At 73.4% G+C, this 15,940-nt stretch carries 10 protein-coding genes; 5 read left to right on the top strand and 5 right to left on the bottom strand.

From position 1 onward, the window contains the following. Positions 1-39: 39 nt before the first annotated feature. Positions 40-1,323, bottom strand: coding sequence for an ABC transporter substrate-binding protein (locus O7611_RS04565; RefSeq protein WP_194799642.1), 1,284 nt, complete (start codon positions 1,321-1,323; stop codon positions 40-42). A gap of 339 nt (positions 1,324-1,662) precedes the next feature. On the opposite strand from O7611_RS04565, the gene O7611_RS04560 reads away from it, so the two are divergent. Continuing rightward, complete coding sequence (locus O7611_RS04560) at positions 1,663-2,688, top strand: LacI family DNA-binding transcriptional regulator (protein WP_262014716.1); 1,026 nt, start codon at positions 1,663-1,665, stop codon at positions 2,686-2,688. 11 nt (positions 2,689-2,699) lie between these two features. Here O7611_RS04560 and O7611_RS04555 read toward each other — a convergent pair whose 3' ends face one another. Continuing rightward, positions 2,700-4,895, bottom strand: a complete 2,196-nt coding sequence (locus O7611_RS04555) for a bifunctional diguanylate cyclase/phosphodiesterase (protein WP_269696268.1) — start codon at positions 4,893-4,895, stop codon at positions 2,700-2,702. Between the two features lie 516 nt (positions 4,896-5,411). On the opposite strand from O7611_RS04555, the gene O7611_RS04550 reads away from it, so the two are divergent. Beyond that, positions 5,412-5,810 (top strand): PH domain-containing protein, encoded by a 399-nt coding sequence (locus O7611_RS04550; RefSeq protein ID WP_194799639.1) that lies wholly within the window; start codon positions 5,412-5,414, stop codon positions 5,808-5,810. On the opposite strand, the gene O7611_RS04545 is transcribed toward O7611_RS04550, so the two are convergent. Further along, entirely contained in the window at positions 5,804-6,730 is a 927-nt protein-coding gene (locus tag O7611_RS04545) for a 2-hydroxyacid dehydrogenase (RefSeq protein ID WP_194799638.1), read from the bottom strand. The two genes, O7611_RS04550 and O7611_RS04545, sit on opposite strands and share 7 nt — an antisense overlap. A 143-nt stretch (positions 6,731-6,873) precedes the next feature. Between O7611_RS04545 and O7611_RS04540 the strand changes: the two genes are divergently transcribed. From O7611_RS04540 to O7611_RS04530, 3 genes are all read left to right on the top strand, one after another. Then, complete coding sequence (locus O7611_RS04540; RefSeq protein WP_194799637.1) at positions 6,874-8,679, top strand: SpoIIE family protein phosphatase; 1,806 nt, start codon at positions 6,874-6,876, stop codon at positions 8,677-8,679. 86 nt (positions 8,680-8,765) lie between these two features. Beyond that, positions 8,766-9,941 carry a PQQ-dependent sugar dehydrogenase gene (locus O7611_RS04535; RefSeq protein WP_269696267.1) on the top strand — a complete coding sequence of 392 codons (1,176 nt, stop codon included), beginning with the start codon at positions 8,766-8,768 and terminating at the stop codon, positions 9,939-9,941. 53 nt (positions 9,942-9,994) lie between these two features. Further along, complete coding sequence (locus O7611_RS04530; RefSeq protein WP_194799635.1) at positions 9,995-11,608, top strand: metallophosphoesterase family protein; 1,614 nt, start codon at positions 9,995-9,997, stop codon at positions 11,606-11,608. Positions 11,609-11,936: 328 nt separating this feature from the next. Here the strand turns inward: O7611_RS04530 and O7611_RS04525 are convergent, their stop codons facing one another. After that, positions 11,937-14,294 carry a transketolase-like TK C-terminal-containing protein gene (locus O7611_RS04525; protein WP_194799634.1) on the bottom strand — a complete coding sequence of 786 codons (2,358 nt, stop codon included), beginning with the start codon at positions 14,292-14,294 and terminating at the stop codon, positions 11,937-11,939. A 96-nt stretch (positions 14,295-14,390) separates the two neighbouring features. Continuing rightward, a complete protein-coding gene (gene gatB, locus O7611_RS04520) occupies positions 14,391-15,884 on the bottom strand; it encodes an Asp-tRNA(Asn)/Glu-tRNA(Gln) amidotransferase subunit GatB (protein WP_194799633.1) in 1,494 nt (497 codons plus the stop codon). Positions 15,885-15,940 lie beyond the last annotated feature (56 nt).

Raw genomic sequence — 15,940 nt, 5'->3', positions numbered from 1 at the left:
TGACGGGGCGGACCGGGCCGCCCCGTCACCTGTGACACGTCAGGACTTGGCGGCCTTCTCGGCCTCCTTGACCGCCTCGTTCCAGGCGGCGTCGGACTTGAGCGACTTGTTCTCCACCCGCCGGATGACGTTCTCGACCGCCACCCGGGTCGGGCCGTTCTTCCGGCCCAGGTACTGCGGGGTGAGGCCCTGCGCCATCTTCGGGAAGATCTGGCCGACCGGGGCGTCGTTGAAGAACGGGTTCTTGAAGTCGGCGATCGCCGGGTCGCTGTAGAGCGCCGGCTGCGACGGCAGGTTGCCGACCTTCTTGAAGATCTCGATCTGCTGCTCCGGCGCGACCAGCCAGGTCAGCAGCTTGTACGCCTCGTCGACGTTCTTGCCCTGCTTCGGCAGCGTCAGGAAGGAGCCACCCCAGTTGCCGCCGCCACCCGGGACCGCGGCGATGTCCCACTTGCCCTCGGTGCCCGGTGCGGTGTCCTTGATGTGGCCGAGCATCCAGGCCGGGCAGGCGAGCACCGCGAACGCGCCGCTGGTGAAGCCCTTGTCCCAGTCGGCCTGGAAGCTGACCAGGTTGGCCGACAATCCGGCGCCGACCGCCTTGACCGTGTAGTCGAACGCGACCTTCGGACCCTGCTCCATCCGGAGCTGGTCCTGCTCGTCGTAGAACCCGACCGGCTGCTGGCCGAGGATCGGGTTGAACAGGTTGGTGCCGGCGTCGATGAACTTCTTCTTGGTCTTCGCGGTGTACTGCTGGCCGACCTCGATGAACCTGTCCCAGGTGGGCCAGAGGGCTGACACCTGGTCGCGTTCGGTGGGCAGGCCGGCGGCCTTGAACAGGTCGGTGCGGTAGCACATGGCCAGGCCGCCGACGTCGGTGCCGAGGCCGATCTGCGTCCTGCCGTCCGCCGACAGCGACTGCTTCCACTTCCAGGGCAGGTACTTGCTCTCGTAGGAGCCGGCGCCCTTGTCGAGCAGGTTGACGAACTTGTCGGACTGGCTGCGGAACTGGACCATGAACCCCTCGTCGATCGCCGCGATGTCGGGCGCGCCGTTGCCGGCGACGAGCTTCTTCTGCAGGTCCTCGTGCTGGGCGTTGTACTCGCCCGAGTTGAGCTGGATCTTGACGTTCGGGTGTTCGGCCTCGTACTTGGCCTTCAGATCCTGGAGCCCGAAGTCGCCCCAGAAGTTGATTTTCAGCGTGACCTGACCACCGGCCGAGTCCGAGCCGCCGGTGGTGCTCCTGCCGCTGCAGGCGGTGATCATGACCAGGCTGACGGCACCGACGGCGGCCACCCGCGCCAGGTGCGTCCAGGACCGTCTCATCTCATCCTCCGCGCCGAATGGGAACGCTCCCGAATATCGAGAGACGTTGACTGAACCGGATAAGTGACGCCACCGTACGGTCCTCATTCATGACTGTCAACGGTCGGTTACCGATGTGCCGGTTCGGTAACCTCGCCGCCGCTCACGACCACGGTCAGGGCGGTCGGCGGCGGGTCCGCGCCCTAAGCTGAACCGCACAAGCGACTGCCGCCGGATGCGGTCCACCGGCGCCGCCGGCGGCACCCGGACCCGGCAGCGCGTGCAGTAGCGTCACCAGACGCCGGTGATCCGGCGACCGGAAGCGCCCGCGAGGGCCGGACACAGTGGAGGAACGCTTCGGTGAAGCGGCCGACCATCGCCGACGTCGCCCGGCGCGCCGGGGTCTCCAAGGGCGCGGTGTCGTACGCCCTCAACGGCCAGCCCGGTGTCTCCGAGGCGACCCGGCAGCGGATCCTCGCCATCGCCGCCGAGATCGGGTTCCGTCCGAGCAGCGCCGCCCGCGCGCTGTCCGGCGCCACCGCCAAGGCGGTCGGGCTGGCGCTGTGCCGCCCCGCCCGGATACTCGGCATCGAGCCGTTCTTCATGGAGCTGATCAGCGGCGTCGAGGCCGAACTGTCGGCCCGCTCGTACGCGCTCACGCTCCAGGTGGTCAGCGACCAGGAGGCCGAGATCGCCGTCTACCGGCGGTGGTGGGCCGAACGCCGGGTGGACGGCGTGCTCGTCTGCGACCTGCGCACCGACGACCGGCGCGTGCCGGCGCTGGAGGAACTGCAACTGCCGGCGGTGGTGATCGGCGGGCCCGGGCACACCGGCGGCCTGGCGAGCGTCTGGGCCGACGACGCGGCGGCCCTCGTCGAGACCGTGGAGTACCTGGTCGCGCTCGGCCACCGGCGCATCGCCCGGGTCGGCGGGCTGCAGTCGCTGCTGCACACCGAGATCCGCACCGAGGCGTTCACCGGCGTGTGCCGGCGGCTCGGGCTGGACGAGGCCACCACCGTCTGGTCCGACTACACCGGCGAGGAGGGCGCGCGGGCCACCCGGCGGCTGCTCAGCTCCGCCGGCCGCCCCACCGCGGTGATCTACGACAACGACGTGATGGCGATCGCCGGGCTCTCGGTGGCCCAGGAGATGGGCCTCACCGTGCCGGGCGACCTGTCCATCGTGGCCTGGGACGACTCGCCGCTCTGCCGGCTGGTGCACCCGCCGCTCACCGCGCTGGGCCGGGACATCCCGGCGTACGGCGCGCACGCCGCGCGCCAGCTCCTGGCCGTGATCGCGGGCGAGCCGGCCGCCGTCGTACAGGACGAGACCGCGCATCTGACGCCGCGCGGCAGCACCGCCCCACCTCGTACGACGAACCGCTGAACCGGTTCAGCTCACCGCGCGGTCGACGGGTACTCCTCGAACCACGCCTCGACCCGCTCGGCGGTCGCCGGGCGGGCCAGCGCGAAGCCCTGACCGTACCGGCAGCCGGCCCGCCGCGCGCCCGCCACCTGGACCTCCGACTCCAGTTCCTCGACCACCAGCTCCACGCCGAGCCGGTCGGCCAGGTTCGCCACCACGTCGATCAGCGGACGCTGCCCGTCCCCGCCCGGGCCGACCAGGTGCGGGCCCACCTTGAGCAGGTCGATCGGCAGCCGGCGGAGCTGCGCGAGCGAGGCGTGCTCGGCCCGGAAGTCGTCCAGCGCGATCCGCACGCCGATCGACCGCAGACCGGCCAGTCGAGCCACCACTGTGGACAACTCCGCGCCCACCACCGGCTCGGCCACCTCCACCACCAGCCGTTCCGGCACCACGTCGTACGCGGCCAGCGCTGTTGCGGTACGCGCCACGAAGTCCGGGGCGGCCAGCTCGCGCGGCGTCACGTTCACCGCCATCCACAGCTCGCGACCGCCCTCCGACCACGCGGCGAGCTGGCGGCAGGCCCGGTCCAGCACCCACCGCCCGATCTCGCCGGTCAGGTCGAGGTCGGCCGCCACCGGCAGCAGCTCGGCCGGCAGCACGGTGCCCAACGCCGGGCTGCGCCAGCGCAGCAACGCCTCGGTACCCACCGGCATCCGGTCGGCGAGCGCCACCACCGGCTGGTAGACCAGGTCCAGCTCACCGCGCGCCACCGCGCCGGGCAGCTCCCGCTCCAGATCCAGGCGGCGGACCAGCTGCTCCTCCAGGTAGGCGTCGTACCACTCGACCCGGTCCCGGCCGAGCTGCACCGCCCGGCGGCGGGCCAGGTCCGCCTGCCGCAGTACGTCCTCCGGATCGCCGCCGCTGGTCTCGGCCAGCCCGACGCTCACCCTCAACCGGGCGAGACCTCCGGGCCGGGGGTACGGCTCGGCCAGCGCCGCGAGCAGCCGCAGACCGAGCGCGTACGCGAGCACCGGCCCGCGGTCGGTGAGCACCGCGTACTCGGTGTCGCCGAGCCGGGCGACCAGATCCTGCGTCTCGGCGCCCGCTCGCAACCGGCGTGCGGCCTCGGTCAGCACCGGCCCCTCCGGCACCGCGCCACCCGTACCGTGCAGGTCGACGACGAGCAGCGCGCCGCCACTGCGTTCCGCCATCGCCCGGACCAGTTCGGCGCGCGTCAGCGGCACGGGCTCGGCCGCCCGGGCGTCCGGTCCGAGGCGGCGCCGCAACCACGCCTCGCGAGCCGCGAGCCGTTGCACCCGGCGACGCTGGTCGGCGGCGGCGAGCAGCTCACCCACCATGATCGGCGGAACGACGGCCAGGCCCAGGGCCATCGCGGCGGTACTGAACTCCCCCGCCGTACCCAGGTGGATCCCGGCGGCCAGCGCGGCGATCCCGGCCGGCGCGGTGAGGCGCGGCCACGCGGCAGGCGCCACGTCCCGGCCCGGTCGTTCACCCCCGGAGGTACGCCGGGCGCCGGCGGCGGTGAGCAGCGCCCCCGCCACCAGCGGCGCCGCGACGAGCGGCAGCGCCCGGTCCGGCGCACCGTAGGCCAGCAGCACCACCAGCAGCGTCAGCCCGCCGAGCGTCAGCGCGGCCCCGGCGTGGCAGCGCGCGGCACCGGGCCGGCGCCGGCGTTCGGCGACGGCGGCCACCGCGAGCACGGCGAGCACCACCGCGCCGCCCGCCGCCACCATTGCGGCGACGGCCGGGACCGGGCCGCCCGGCAGCAGCATACAGCCCGCGAACACCAGGCTGACGCCGAGCGCGAGCACGTCGACGGTACGGCGCACCAGCTCCGGGCCGGACAGCCTGGATCGGCCGGGCAGGCGCAGCAGGGCCGTCACGTGCAGTGCCCCGGCGAGGCACAGCCCGGCCAGCGCGATCGGCAGCCGGTGCGCGGCGTCGCTCAGCGGCAGCACCGCAACGGTGAGCCCGGCGACCTGGACGGCGCCGTCCAGGATGGCGGCGACCCGGCGGGACAGCGCGGCCCGGCGCGCCCGCCGCCCGTTGGCTGCGGGACGGTCGGGCGGTGTGGCGGCTCCGGCCAGCCAGGCGAGCCGGACGCAGGCGAGGGCGAAACCTCCGGCGACGGCGAGCGCGGCGGCAGCGGGGCCGGGCAGGGCACCGGCGACGCCGGCGAGGAGGAAGACCGCGCCGGTGAGCGACACGGCGACATCGGGCAGGGCTGATTGCCGACGGGGATCGGCGGGAGGGGGGACGGGCACGGCGGTCGCCTTCGTGAGGGGGCACGGGGGCGGTGCGGTTGCGGTACGCGGTACGACGTGCGGGGTCGGGGCGGGCGGGGACGCATCGGCGGGGACCGCTGCGGCCACGCCTAGAAACGATCCCGGAAGCGCCCGGTGACGTCACCGCACCAGTGACGTCCGTCACACCAACAGCTGTCACGGAGACGGCCCTCGTCCAAGATCGACGCCGCTCGCTTTCGCGTCGCCTCCCGACACAAGATCTTGGAAGAAACCGGCCCCCAGGAGGGCCCTTTGCTTCCAAGATCTCCAGACGCGGCAGATCTTGGTACCGAGCCGCCCCGCGAGGGGCGGAGCCGTACCAAGATCTGGGGCGGGCCGTTCGGGGCGGGCGCGGAAGGGCGGGGGCGGCGGGGGTCCCCGATGGGGCGGGGGACGCCCGGGGGGTGGGGTGGAGGGGCCGGATGGGATCATCGGGAGGTGAGCCGCGCCGATACCGTCCGTTTCCGTCACAACCAGGCCATCCTGGTCGCCGCGATCGTCGCCTTCATCGGCGCGCTGCCCCTGGCCTCCGCCCGCTGGTGGCTGCTCTGGGTGCTGCTCGTACCCCTCGCCGTCGCGGTCTGGGCGTGGCGGGCCGGCACCGACGCCGACGCCCGGGAGCTGCGGCTGCGGGCGCTCGCCGGGCAGCGCCGGGTGCCGTGGAACCGGGTCGCCGAACTCGCCGGTGATTCCCGCGGCCGGGCGATGGCCCGGCTCGACGACGGCGAGGTGGTGATGCTGCCGGCGGTACGCGCCAGCGAACTGCCCCGGCTGATCGCCGTCACCGGGCAGGAACTACCGGACGCCGACGGCGATCAGCAAGCCGGCGATCAGTAGCCGTCGACCACCCGGTTCGTCAGCTCCTCCCCTGCCACGTACCGGCGCAACTGCTCGCCCACCAGGCGGTACGCGCGGGGCAGCAGCCCGCGTACCGAGCCGGCGACGTGCGGGGTGAGCAGCACGTTCGGCAGCTCCCACAGGGGATGGTCGGCGGGCAGCGGTTCCGGGTCGGTGACGTCCATCGCGGCGCGCAGACGGCCCGAGGTCAGCTCGGCCACCAGCGCCGAGGTACGGGCCACCGGCCCGCGGGCGGCGTTGACGAGCAGCGCGCCGTCCGGCATCGCGGCGAGGAAACGTTCGTCGACCATGCCCCGGGTCTGCTCGGTCAGCGGCACCAGGAGCACCACCACGTCCGCCTCCGGCAGCAGCGCGGGCAGCTCGTCGACCCCGTGCACGCCCTGGTCGGGGCGCGGCGTACGGGCCACGAGCGTGAAGCTCACCTCGAACGGGGCGAGCCGGTCGCGGACCGCGGTGCCGATCGAGCCGGCGCCGACGATGAGCACCCGCTTGCCGGCCAGCTCGTCGGTGGGCGCCACCTCGTCGTACGCCCACTCGCGCCGCGCCTGCGCCCGGGCCAGCGGCGCGAACCCGCGCAGCGAGGCGAGGATCGCGGCGACGACCCACTCGGCGGTGGGCGAGTCGTGCACGCCCCGGGCGTCGCAGAGCGTCACCCCGTCGGGCATCCGTCCCGCCCAGGCGTCCGCGCCCGCGGAGAGCAGTTGCACCACCTCGACGTCGGGCAGCTCGGCGAGGAGCGCACCGGCGTCCGGGCCGGACAGGAACGGCGGCACCCAGAATCGCACCCCGGACGGGGACGACGGGAGCCGGTGCGGGTCGTCCAGCACCTCCACGGTGACGCCGGGCGGTGGCTCGCCGAGCAGCCGGCGTCCTTCGGGGTGCGGGATCCATACCTTCACGACCGCCGACGATATCGGCCCCGGACCGGCCGGTGCGGCGTGACCCGTGACGAACACCGCGCCGGGAATGGAGTGGCGGTCCGGCGGGGTATAACCGAGAGCGGGATGCCGGTCGGGTGTTCCGCTTGCTGAGGGCGGTGGCGATGAGCGAGGACGGCCGGGGACGGGTGTCCGTGCCGATTCCGGCGCTCGCCGATCCCGACCGGTTGCGCTCACTCGACGAGACGCGGCTCGACGCCGTACCGGACGAGTCGTTCGACAGGTTCGCGCGGCTGGTCGGCGACCTGCTGGACGTTCCCGTCGCGCTCGTCTCCCTGGTGGACGCGGACCGTCAGTTCTTCCCCGGCGCGACCGGGCTGCCGGAGCCGTGGGCGGCCCGCCGGGAGACGCCGCTGACCCACTCGTTCTGCCAGCACGTCGTCGACATCGAGATGCCGCTGGTGCTGCCCGACGCCCGCCTCTACCCGCGCGTACGTCTCAACCTGGCGATCGAGGACCTGGGCGTGGTCGCGTACGCGGGCATGCCGCTGACCGACCTGGAGGGGCGGGTGCTCGGCTCGCTCTGCGCGATCGACAGCAAGCCCCGGGCCTGGACCAAGGACCAGTTGCGTACGCTCGCCGACCTGGCCGCCGCGTGCTCCTCGGAGCTGCGGCTGCGCATCGCGGTGCGCGGCTCGGAACAGGCCCGCCGCCGCGCGGAGGAGGCGCACGACCGGCTCGCCATGCTGGCCGGGATGAGCGAGATGCTCGGCGGCACGCTCGACGTGGCCACCGCGGTCGACCGGCTCGGGCACGCGATGGTGCCGCTGCTCGCCGACTGGTGCCTGATCACGCTCGTCGACCCGGCCGGGCGGCCGCGCACCGTCACCGGCGTACACCGGGACGCCGAGCGCGAGGCCGACCTGGCCCGCTTCGCAGAGTTGCTGACCACCGGGCTCAGCGCGGACTCGCAGATCCGATCGGTGCTGCGTACCGGCCGGCCGGTGGTGCGGGCCGTGGCCGGCCTGGACGACGTGGCGCGCGGCACCACGCGCCCGGAACTGGTGCCGCTCGCCGAGCGGCTCGGCGTGGGCTCCCACCTGACCGTGCCGATCACCGCCGCCGGGGACCGGGTGATCGGGGCGGTCACGCTGGTCAACCGTCCGGGGCGGCGCGGTTTCGACCCGAGCGACCTGCGCACCGCGCAGGACATCGGGGTACGCGCCGGACAGGCGGTCGGCAACAGCCGCCTCTACGGCGAGCAGCGCCACGTCGCCGAGGTGTTGCAGCACAGCATGCTGCCGACCCTTCCGGCCGTGCCGGGGATCGAGCTGGCCGCCCGGTACCTGCCGGCCGCCGACCGGGTGGAGGTGGGCGGCGACTGGTACGACGCCTTCGTCCAGCCCGACGGCGAGCTGATCGCCGCGATCGGCGACGTCGCCGGGCACGACATCGAGGCGGCGGCCAGCATGGGCCAGCTGCGCAACCTGGTGCGGGGCAACGCGTACGGGCGGAACGATCCGGTGGAGGATCTGATGTCCCACCTGGACCGGGCCATGGGCGGGCTGCGGGTGCCCACCGTCGCCACCGCCGTACTGGCCCGGGTCCGTCCGGCCGCCGGCGGGCTGGCGGTCTCCTGGTGCAACGCGGGGCATCCGCCACCGCTGCTGGTCCGCGCCGACGGCACGGTCTCGGTGGCGGACGGCCGCGGACCGCTGCTCGGCCTGGCCCGGCCGCCCCGGCGCGCCGGCCGGACGCTGACCCTCGCCCCCGGCGACACGCTGCTGCTGCACACCGACGGGCTGATCGAGCGCCGGGACCAGCCGATCGACGAGGGACAGGCCGAGCTGCTCGCCCACCTCGAGGCCGGCGGGCCGGGCGTACCCCTGGACCTGCTCTGCGACCGGCTGCTCGCCGCCGCGCACCGGCGCGAGGACGACGTCGCCCTGCTCGCGCTGCGAGCCGGCTGAACCGGCACTCCCCCGAACGGCCGGAGGCGGGCAGGGGTGGGCGCGACGCGCCCGGTTCGCCGGTCCGCCCGGCTAGGCTGGGGCGGGTGAGCCCGCGTCTTGCGTACCCCCGTGTCAGCCGTCTCCGGACGGCGCTGGCGGCGTCCTGCGCGGCGCTGCTGCTGGGCACCGCCGGCTGCGCCCTCGGCGAGCCCGAGCCGGACCCGGCCGGCGCCCCGCCCAACCTGCCCACACCGTCCGGCACCGCGAGTCCCGGCGGGGCCGGCCAGCAGGTGGTCGCCACCGTGCTGGCCCGGGGCCTGGAGGTGCCGTGGGGAATCGCGTTCCTGCCCGACGGCGGCGCCCTGGTCACTGAGCGGGACAAGGGGCGGATCCTCCAGGTCGGCCCGGAGTCCGGCCCGGACGGGCTGACCGTGCGGCCGGTGCAGACCGTGCCGGACGTGGCCGCCGGTGGTGAGGGCGGCCTGCTCGGCATCGCTGTCTCCCCCGCGTACGCCAAGGACCGCACGGTCTTCGTCTACTACACCGCCGAGGACGACAACCGGATCGCGAAGATGCAGCTCGGGCAGGCGCCGAAGCCGATCCTGACCGGCATCCCGAAGTCCGGTACGCACAACGGCGGCGGGCTGGGCTTCGGCCCGGACGGTCACCTCTACGCGAGCACCGGCGACGCCGGGCGCACCGAGAACGCCCAGGACGCCAAGAGCCTCGGCGGCAAGATCCTGCGGATCACGCCGGACGGCAAGCCGGCGCCGGGCAACCCCACCGCCGGGTCGCCGGTCTGGTCGACCGGTCACCGCAACGTCCAGGGCTTCGCCTGGACGCCGGACAAGAAGATGTACGCGGTGGAGTTCGGCCAGAACACCTGGGACGAGATCAACCAGATCAACAAGGGCGGCAACTACGGGTGGCCCCGGGTCGAGGGACGCGGCGACGACAGGCGCTACGTGAACCCGATCACACAGTGGCCCACCGGTGACGCCTCCTGCTCCGGCCTGGCGGCAGCGGACCGTCTGCTCGTGGCCGCCTGCCTGCGCGGCCAGCGGCTCTGGCTGGTGGAGCTGGCCGGTAACGGCACCGTCCTCGGTCAGCCGCGCGACCTGCTCAACGGCCGGTACGGTCGGCTACGGGCCGTCGCGGCGGCGCCCGACGGCTCACTGTGGGTGAGCACGTCGAACCGGGACGGGCGGGGTACGCCCACCGCCGAGGACGACCGCATCCTGCGGCTCGTCTTCGCCGACGGTGGTGCCGGCCGGAGCTGATCCGGCCGGCCGGGTTTGTCAAGATCGCGCAGGGGGCAGGTCAGAATCTCAGCATGGACGGCCACGAGAACGAACAGCACCGCACCGGGGACGAGGCGTCTCCGGAGCGCGGGCGCGCCCGCCGACTGACGGCGTGGCGGCCCGGTCACCGGCTGCGTCGGCTGGGTGTGGTGCTGGCTCTGCTCGCGGTCACGCTCGGCGGCATCGTGATCGGCACGTACGCGGGCGGCCACGTCGGCACCGACATCGGCCCGTTCCGGGCCGAACTGAAGCTCAGCCCGTCGCTGTCCGGCGGCACCACAGTCGACATCCCGCCGCTGGGCGCGCTACTGCTGGACAGCCACGACGGTCCGGCGTACCTCACCGTCGAGGTGGGCTCGCTGGACCAGGGGCGCACCGAGGCGCTCATCGACGACCCGGCCAGCATCAGCCGGGCCAGCCAGTCGGCCGTCCAGGACGTCCGCGACGGCGTGATGCGGCTCGGGCTGCGTACGCTCGCCTCGACCGTGCTGGCCACGCTGCTGCTGGCCGCGCTCGTCTTCCGGGACGTCCGGCGCACCGCCTGGGCCGGCGGTCTGGCGCTGGTCGTGACCGCCGGCAGCCTCGGCATGGCCGCGAGCACGCTGCGCCCGCAGGCGATCGAGGAGCCACGGTACGAGGGCCTGCTCGTAAACGCGCCGGCGATCGTCGGTGACGCGCGGCGGATCGCGAACGACTACACCAAGTACGCCGAGCAGCTCCAGCGGCTGGTCGGCAACGTCAGCAAGCTCTACACCACGGTCTCGGCGCTGCCGGTGGTGCAGCCGTCGCCCGGCACCACCCGGGTGCTGCACGTGTCGGACATCCACCTCAACCCGACCGGTTGGCAGCTGATCCGTACCGTGGTCGAGCAGTTCGGCATCGACGTGGTGGTCGACACCGGCGACATGACCGACTGGGGCAGCGAGCCGGAGGCGTCGTTCGTCGGGTCGATCGGCCTGCTCAAGAAGCCGTACGTGTTCATCCGCGGCAACCACGACTCGCCGCGTACCGCCGCCGCGGTGGCGCAGCAGCCGAACGCGATCGTGCTGAACAACTCGGTCACGACTGTGGGCGGGCTGACCATCGCCGGCATCGGCGACCCCCGCTTCACCCCGGACAAGGAGACCTCACCGGCCGGCAGCGGCCTCACCTCGGCCGTCGCCGACCAGGTGATCGGCGCCGGTGAACAGCTCGCCGCCACGATCGGGAAGTCGCCGCGCAAGGTCGACATCGCGCTCATCCACGACCCCGCCTCGGCCGGCCCGCTCTCCGGCACCTGCCCGCTGGTGCTCTCCGGGCACACCCACTCCCGGCAGGTGTCGAAGCTGCCGCAGGTGGAGGGCAAGCAGCCGACCACGCTGATGGTGCAGGGTTCGACCGGCGGTGCCGGGCTGCGCGGCCTGGAGGGCGAGAAGCCGACCCCGCTGACCATGACGGTGCTCTACTTCGACCAGCAGAAGCTGCTCCAGGCGTACGACGAGATCACCGTGGGCGGCACCGGGCAGTCTCAGGTCAACCTGGAACGGCACGTCATCCGCGACCCGGCCAAGGGCGACCAGGTCCCGGTGACCCCGACCCCGACCCGCGGCCCGTCGGAGTCGCCGTCGCCGGGTACGACCACGCTGAGCCCCACCCCCACGAGCTGACGGCTCCGCTTTCTCGCCGCTTCCCCTCGCGGTCAGTCCGGTGCTCCGCCACACCGACACCCGGTCACTCCGCGTCATAAATCCCGTCCGGCCCGGGCATGCCCCGCCGCCGACTTTGCTCTGCACCCATCGGCGCAGCAGGCACCGAGAGTCACCGCCTGGGTGGGTGCAGAGCGGTGGGCATTCCACTCCGCCCCAGCTCAGGACGGTGATGCGGATATGGCTGCAGAGCAAAGGGGCCGAGAGGTGAATCCCGAGGCCGCCAAAGGCAGTTACTCTCCGCAGCCAGTCCAGCCGTCACGCTCCGTGAGGAGAACCAGCCGCCGCCTCAGCGAAGCGCGATCGCGGCCAGCGCGGCGTTGACGATGCTGCCGGGCAGCAGGTCGTGCAGCTCGTACAGCTCCCGGACGCTGCCGGACTGGCCGAACTCGTCCACGCCGAGCGGCACCGCCGGGGCGCCGACCGCCGAGCCGAGCCAGGCCATCGCGTGCGAGGCGGCGTCGTGCACGGTGACCACCGGCACCCGGTCGGCGAACGCCGACCGCAGCGCGCCGGGCACGCTCGGCACTGTCGCGGTCCGCACACCCTGGCGCAGCGTCCGCTGCCACGCGCGGTAGAGCCGGTCCAGGCTGGTCACGTCCACGACGTGCGCGGCCACGCCCTCCTCCGCCAGCTCGGCGGCGGCCGCCAGGACCTCCGGCAGCACCGCGCCGGAGGCGGCGAGCTGCACGACCGGGGCGTCGGCCAGATCGGGGTACGCCTGGTGCGCGTCGACGAGCCGGTACGCGCCGGCCACCACCTGCCGCCGCAGCACCGCGTCCCCGAGCCGCGTACGCGCGGCCTCGAACGGCGCCTGGTCGATCGGCCGGGTGCTGAGCCGGAAGTAGTACGCCCCGTCCTCGGCCGGCGCGGCGGTGGCGGCCGGAGCGGCGCCGCCGGCGATCTGCCCCAGCGCGTCGCAGAGCAGCCAGTCGAGGCTGCCGGCGTACGCGGGCTCCAGGAACGTCACCCCGGGCAGCTCCAGGCCGACCGATGCGGTGATGGTGGACTGGTGCGCGCCGCCCTCGGGCGCCAGCGTGATGCCGGACGGGGTGCCGGCCACCACGAACCGCGAGCCGGAGTACGTGCCGTAGAGGAACGCATCGAGACCGCGCAGCACGAACGGGTCGTAGACGGTGCCCACCGGCAGCAGCGGCTGACCGGACAGGTCCCACGACAGGCCGAGCTGGCCCAGCAGCAGGAACAGGTTCATCTCCGAGATGCCCAGCTCGATGTGCTGCCCGGCGGGGCTCTCGGTCCAGCGCAGCATCCGGTCCTCGGTCCAGGAACGCTGCTCGGTCGGGGCGAACACGCCCGTCTTGTTGATGAACCCGGCCAGGTTGGTCGAGGTGGCCACGTCCGGCGCGGTGGTCACCAGGTAGGGCGCGACCTGCGGATCGCGGGCCAGGTCGACCAGCACCCGGCCGAAGACCTCCTGGGTGGAGACGGGCTTGTTCGCGCGTACCCTCGTGGTCTCCGGAACGGTTACGCCCAGCGCACGCTCGCGCGGCGGGCGGGACAGCGCCTCCCGGCGCTCGCCGGCCCGGATGCCGGCCGGGGTCGCCGGGTCGAGGCGATCCCACTCGGTCTCGGCGGTCAGGCCGTGCGCGGCGCGCAGCGCGTCGATCTGCTCGGTGGTGAGCAGCGCCGAGTGGTTGCGCGGGTTGCCGGCGATCGGCAGACCCCAGCCCTTCACCGTGTACGCGAACACGACGCTGGGCCGGTCGGTGACCGCGTCGCACTGGGCGTACGCGTCGAGCATGGCCTGTGCGTCGTGCCCGCCCAGGTCGGTGACGAGCGGACCCAGCTCGTCGTCGCCGATGTCGGCGACGAACGCGGCGACCTCGGCCGGCGCGCCGTCCAGGAACTGCTTGCGCAGCGCCGGACCGGCCAGTCCGAACAGCGACTGGTACTGCTCGTTGGGCATCCGGTCGATCCAGTCGCGCAGCGCCGCGCCACCCGGCCGGGCGTACGCCTCGGCGAGCCGACGGCCGTACTTGACCTCCACGACGTGCCAGCCGGCCGCCTCGAACTGGCCGCGCCACTGGTTGATGCGGATGCCGGGGACGACCCGGTCCAGCGACTGGCGGTTGAAGTCGACGAGCCACATCACGTTGCCGAGCCCGGTGGTGGCCGGGTCGGCGACCGCCTCCCAGATGTTGCCCTCGTCCAGCTCGGCGTCGCCGATGATGGCGACGAACCGGGAGTGCGGGCGCGCGCCGAAGTGCGCGTCGACGTAGCGGCGGGTGACGGCGGCGAACAGCGGCGCGGCGGCGCCCAGGCCGACCGAGCCGGTGGAGAAGTCCACCTCGTCCGGGTCCTTGGTGCGCGACGGGTACGACTGGAGCCCGCCGCGCGCCCGCAGCTTGGGCAGGTACGACTTGTCGAGGTTGCCGAGCAGGTACTGGATCGCGTGGAACACCGGCGAGGCGTGCGGCTTCACCGCCACCCGGTCCTCGGCGTCCAGGTGCTGGAACCAGAGCGCGGTCATCGCGGTGACCAGGGAGGCGCTTGATGCCTGGTGGCCGCCGACCTTCACCCCGTCACCGGTGTCGCGGTCGTGGTTGGCCGCGTCGACGATGCGGGTGGCGAGCCAGAGCACCCGGCGCTGGATCTCGTCGAGGACGTCGAGGTCGTGCTGGTTCACGGTGACTCCATCCGGGCGTCGCCGTTGACGCCCTCTGCGGGGTGAGGAGCGGACGAAGGGCCCCTCCCCTGCCGGGAAAGGGCCCACACGACCGGATCAGGCGCCGAGGCGCGCCAGGATCAGCTCGCGGACGGTCTTCGCGTCCGCCTGGCCGCGGGTGGTCTTCATGACCGCGCCGACCAGCGCGCCGGCCGCCGCGACCTTGCCGCTGCGGATCTTGTCGGCGACGTCCGGGTTGGCGGCGATCGCCTCGTCCACGGCGGCGGTGAGCGCGCCGGTGTCCGAGACGACCTCCAGGTTGCGGTTGGTCATGATCTCGGTCGGCGAGCCCTCGCCGGCCACCACGCCCTCCAGCACGGTACGGGCCAGCTTGTCGTTGAGCTGGCCGGCGTCGACGAGGCCCTGCAGCTCGGCGACCTGGGCCGGGGTGGCGCCCACGTCGGCCAGCTCCACGCCGGTCTCGTTGGCGCGGCGGGACAGCTCACCCAGCCACCACTTCCGGGCGGCGGCAGGGGTGGCACCGGCGGCAACAGTCGCCTCGATCAGCTCGACCGCTCCGGCGTTGACCACCGACTGCATGTCGAGGTCGGACAGGCCCCACTCCTGCTGGATCCGCTTGCGGCGCAGCCGCGGCAGCTCCGGCAGGGCCGCCTTCAGCTCGGCCACCCACGCGGTGTCCGGGGCGAGCGGCACCAGGTCCGGCTCCGGGAAGTACCGGTAGTCGGTGGCGGTCTCCTTGGACCGGCCCGACGTGGTGTCCCCGGTGTCCTCGTGGAAGTGCCGGGTCTCCTGAGTGATTCGCCCACCGGCCTCCAGCACCGACGCCTGGCGCAGCATCTCCGAACGCACCGCCCGCTCGACCGAGCGCAGCGAGTTGACGTTCTTGGTCTCGGTGCGGGTGCCCCACTCCTCACCCGGCCGGTTGAGGGAGGTGTTGACGTCACAGCGCAGCGAGCCCTCCTCCATCCGCACGTCGGAGACGCCGAGCGAGCGGATCACGTCACGCAGCTCGGCGACGTACGCGCGGGCGACCTCGGGCGCGAGCGCGCCGGTGCCGGGGATGGGCTTGGTGACGATCTCGACGAGCGGGATGCCGGCCCGGTTGTAGTCGACGAGCGACTCGGTGGCGCCGTGGATGCGACCGGTGGCGCCGCCGACGTGCAGCGTCTTGCCGGTGTCCTCCTCCAGGTGCACCCGCTCGATGCCGATGCGCACCAGCTCGCCGTTGACCTCGACGTCCAGGTAGCCGTCGAAGCACAGCGGCTCGTCGTACTGGCTGATCTGGAAGTTCTTCGGCATGTCCGGGTAGAAGTAGTTCTTCCGGGCGAACCGGCACCACTGCGCGATCGAGCAGTTCAGCGCCAGCCCGATCCGGATGGTCGCCTCGATGGCGGCCTTGTTCGCCACCGGCAGCGAACCGGGCAGGCCGAGGCAGACCGGGCAGACCCGGGTGTTCGGCTCGCCGCCGAAGTCGGTCGGGCAGCCGCACCACATCTTGGTGTTCGTGCCCAGCTCGACGTGGGTCTCCAGGCCGATCACCGGTTCGAAGCGCGCGACGACCTCGTCGTACGCGGGCAGTGTCGTCGTCATCTGAGCTCCAGGCGCGATCCGGACAGAACCGTTCCAGCCTAATCGGCTGGCCCGGC

Origin of the sequence: Micromonospora sp. WMMC273, assembly GCF_027460285.1 — a bacterium.
GTDB lineage: Bacteria > Actinomycetota > Actinomycetes > Mycobacteriales > Micromonosporaceae > Micromonospora > Micromonospora aurantiaca.
The sequence above is the reverse complement of the archived record's forward strand: the minus strand, read 5'-3'. Positions and strand labels throughout refer to the sequence as shown.

Excerpts from the sequence above, each read along its gene's own strand:
- O7611_RS04565 (WP_194799642.1), bottom strand. The coding sequence starts at position 1,323 with ATGAGACGGTCCTGGACGCACCTGGCGCGGGTGGCCGCCGTCGGTGCC.
- O7611_RS04540 (WP_194799637.1), top strand. The coding sequence starts at position 6,874 with ATGAGCGAGGACGGCCGGGGACGGGTGTCCGTGCCGATTCCGGCGCTC.
- O7611_RS04530 (WP_194799635.1), top strand. The coding sequence starts at position 9,995 with ATGGACGGCCACGAGAACGAACAGCACCGCACCGGGGACGAGGCGTCT.
- gatB (WP_194799633.1), bottom strand. The coding sequence starts at position 15,884 with ATGACGACGACACTGCCCGCGTACGACGAGGTCGTCGCGCGCTTCGAA.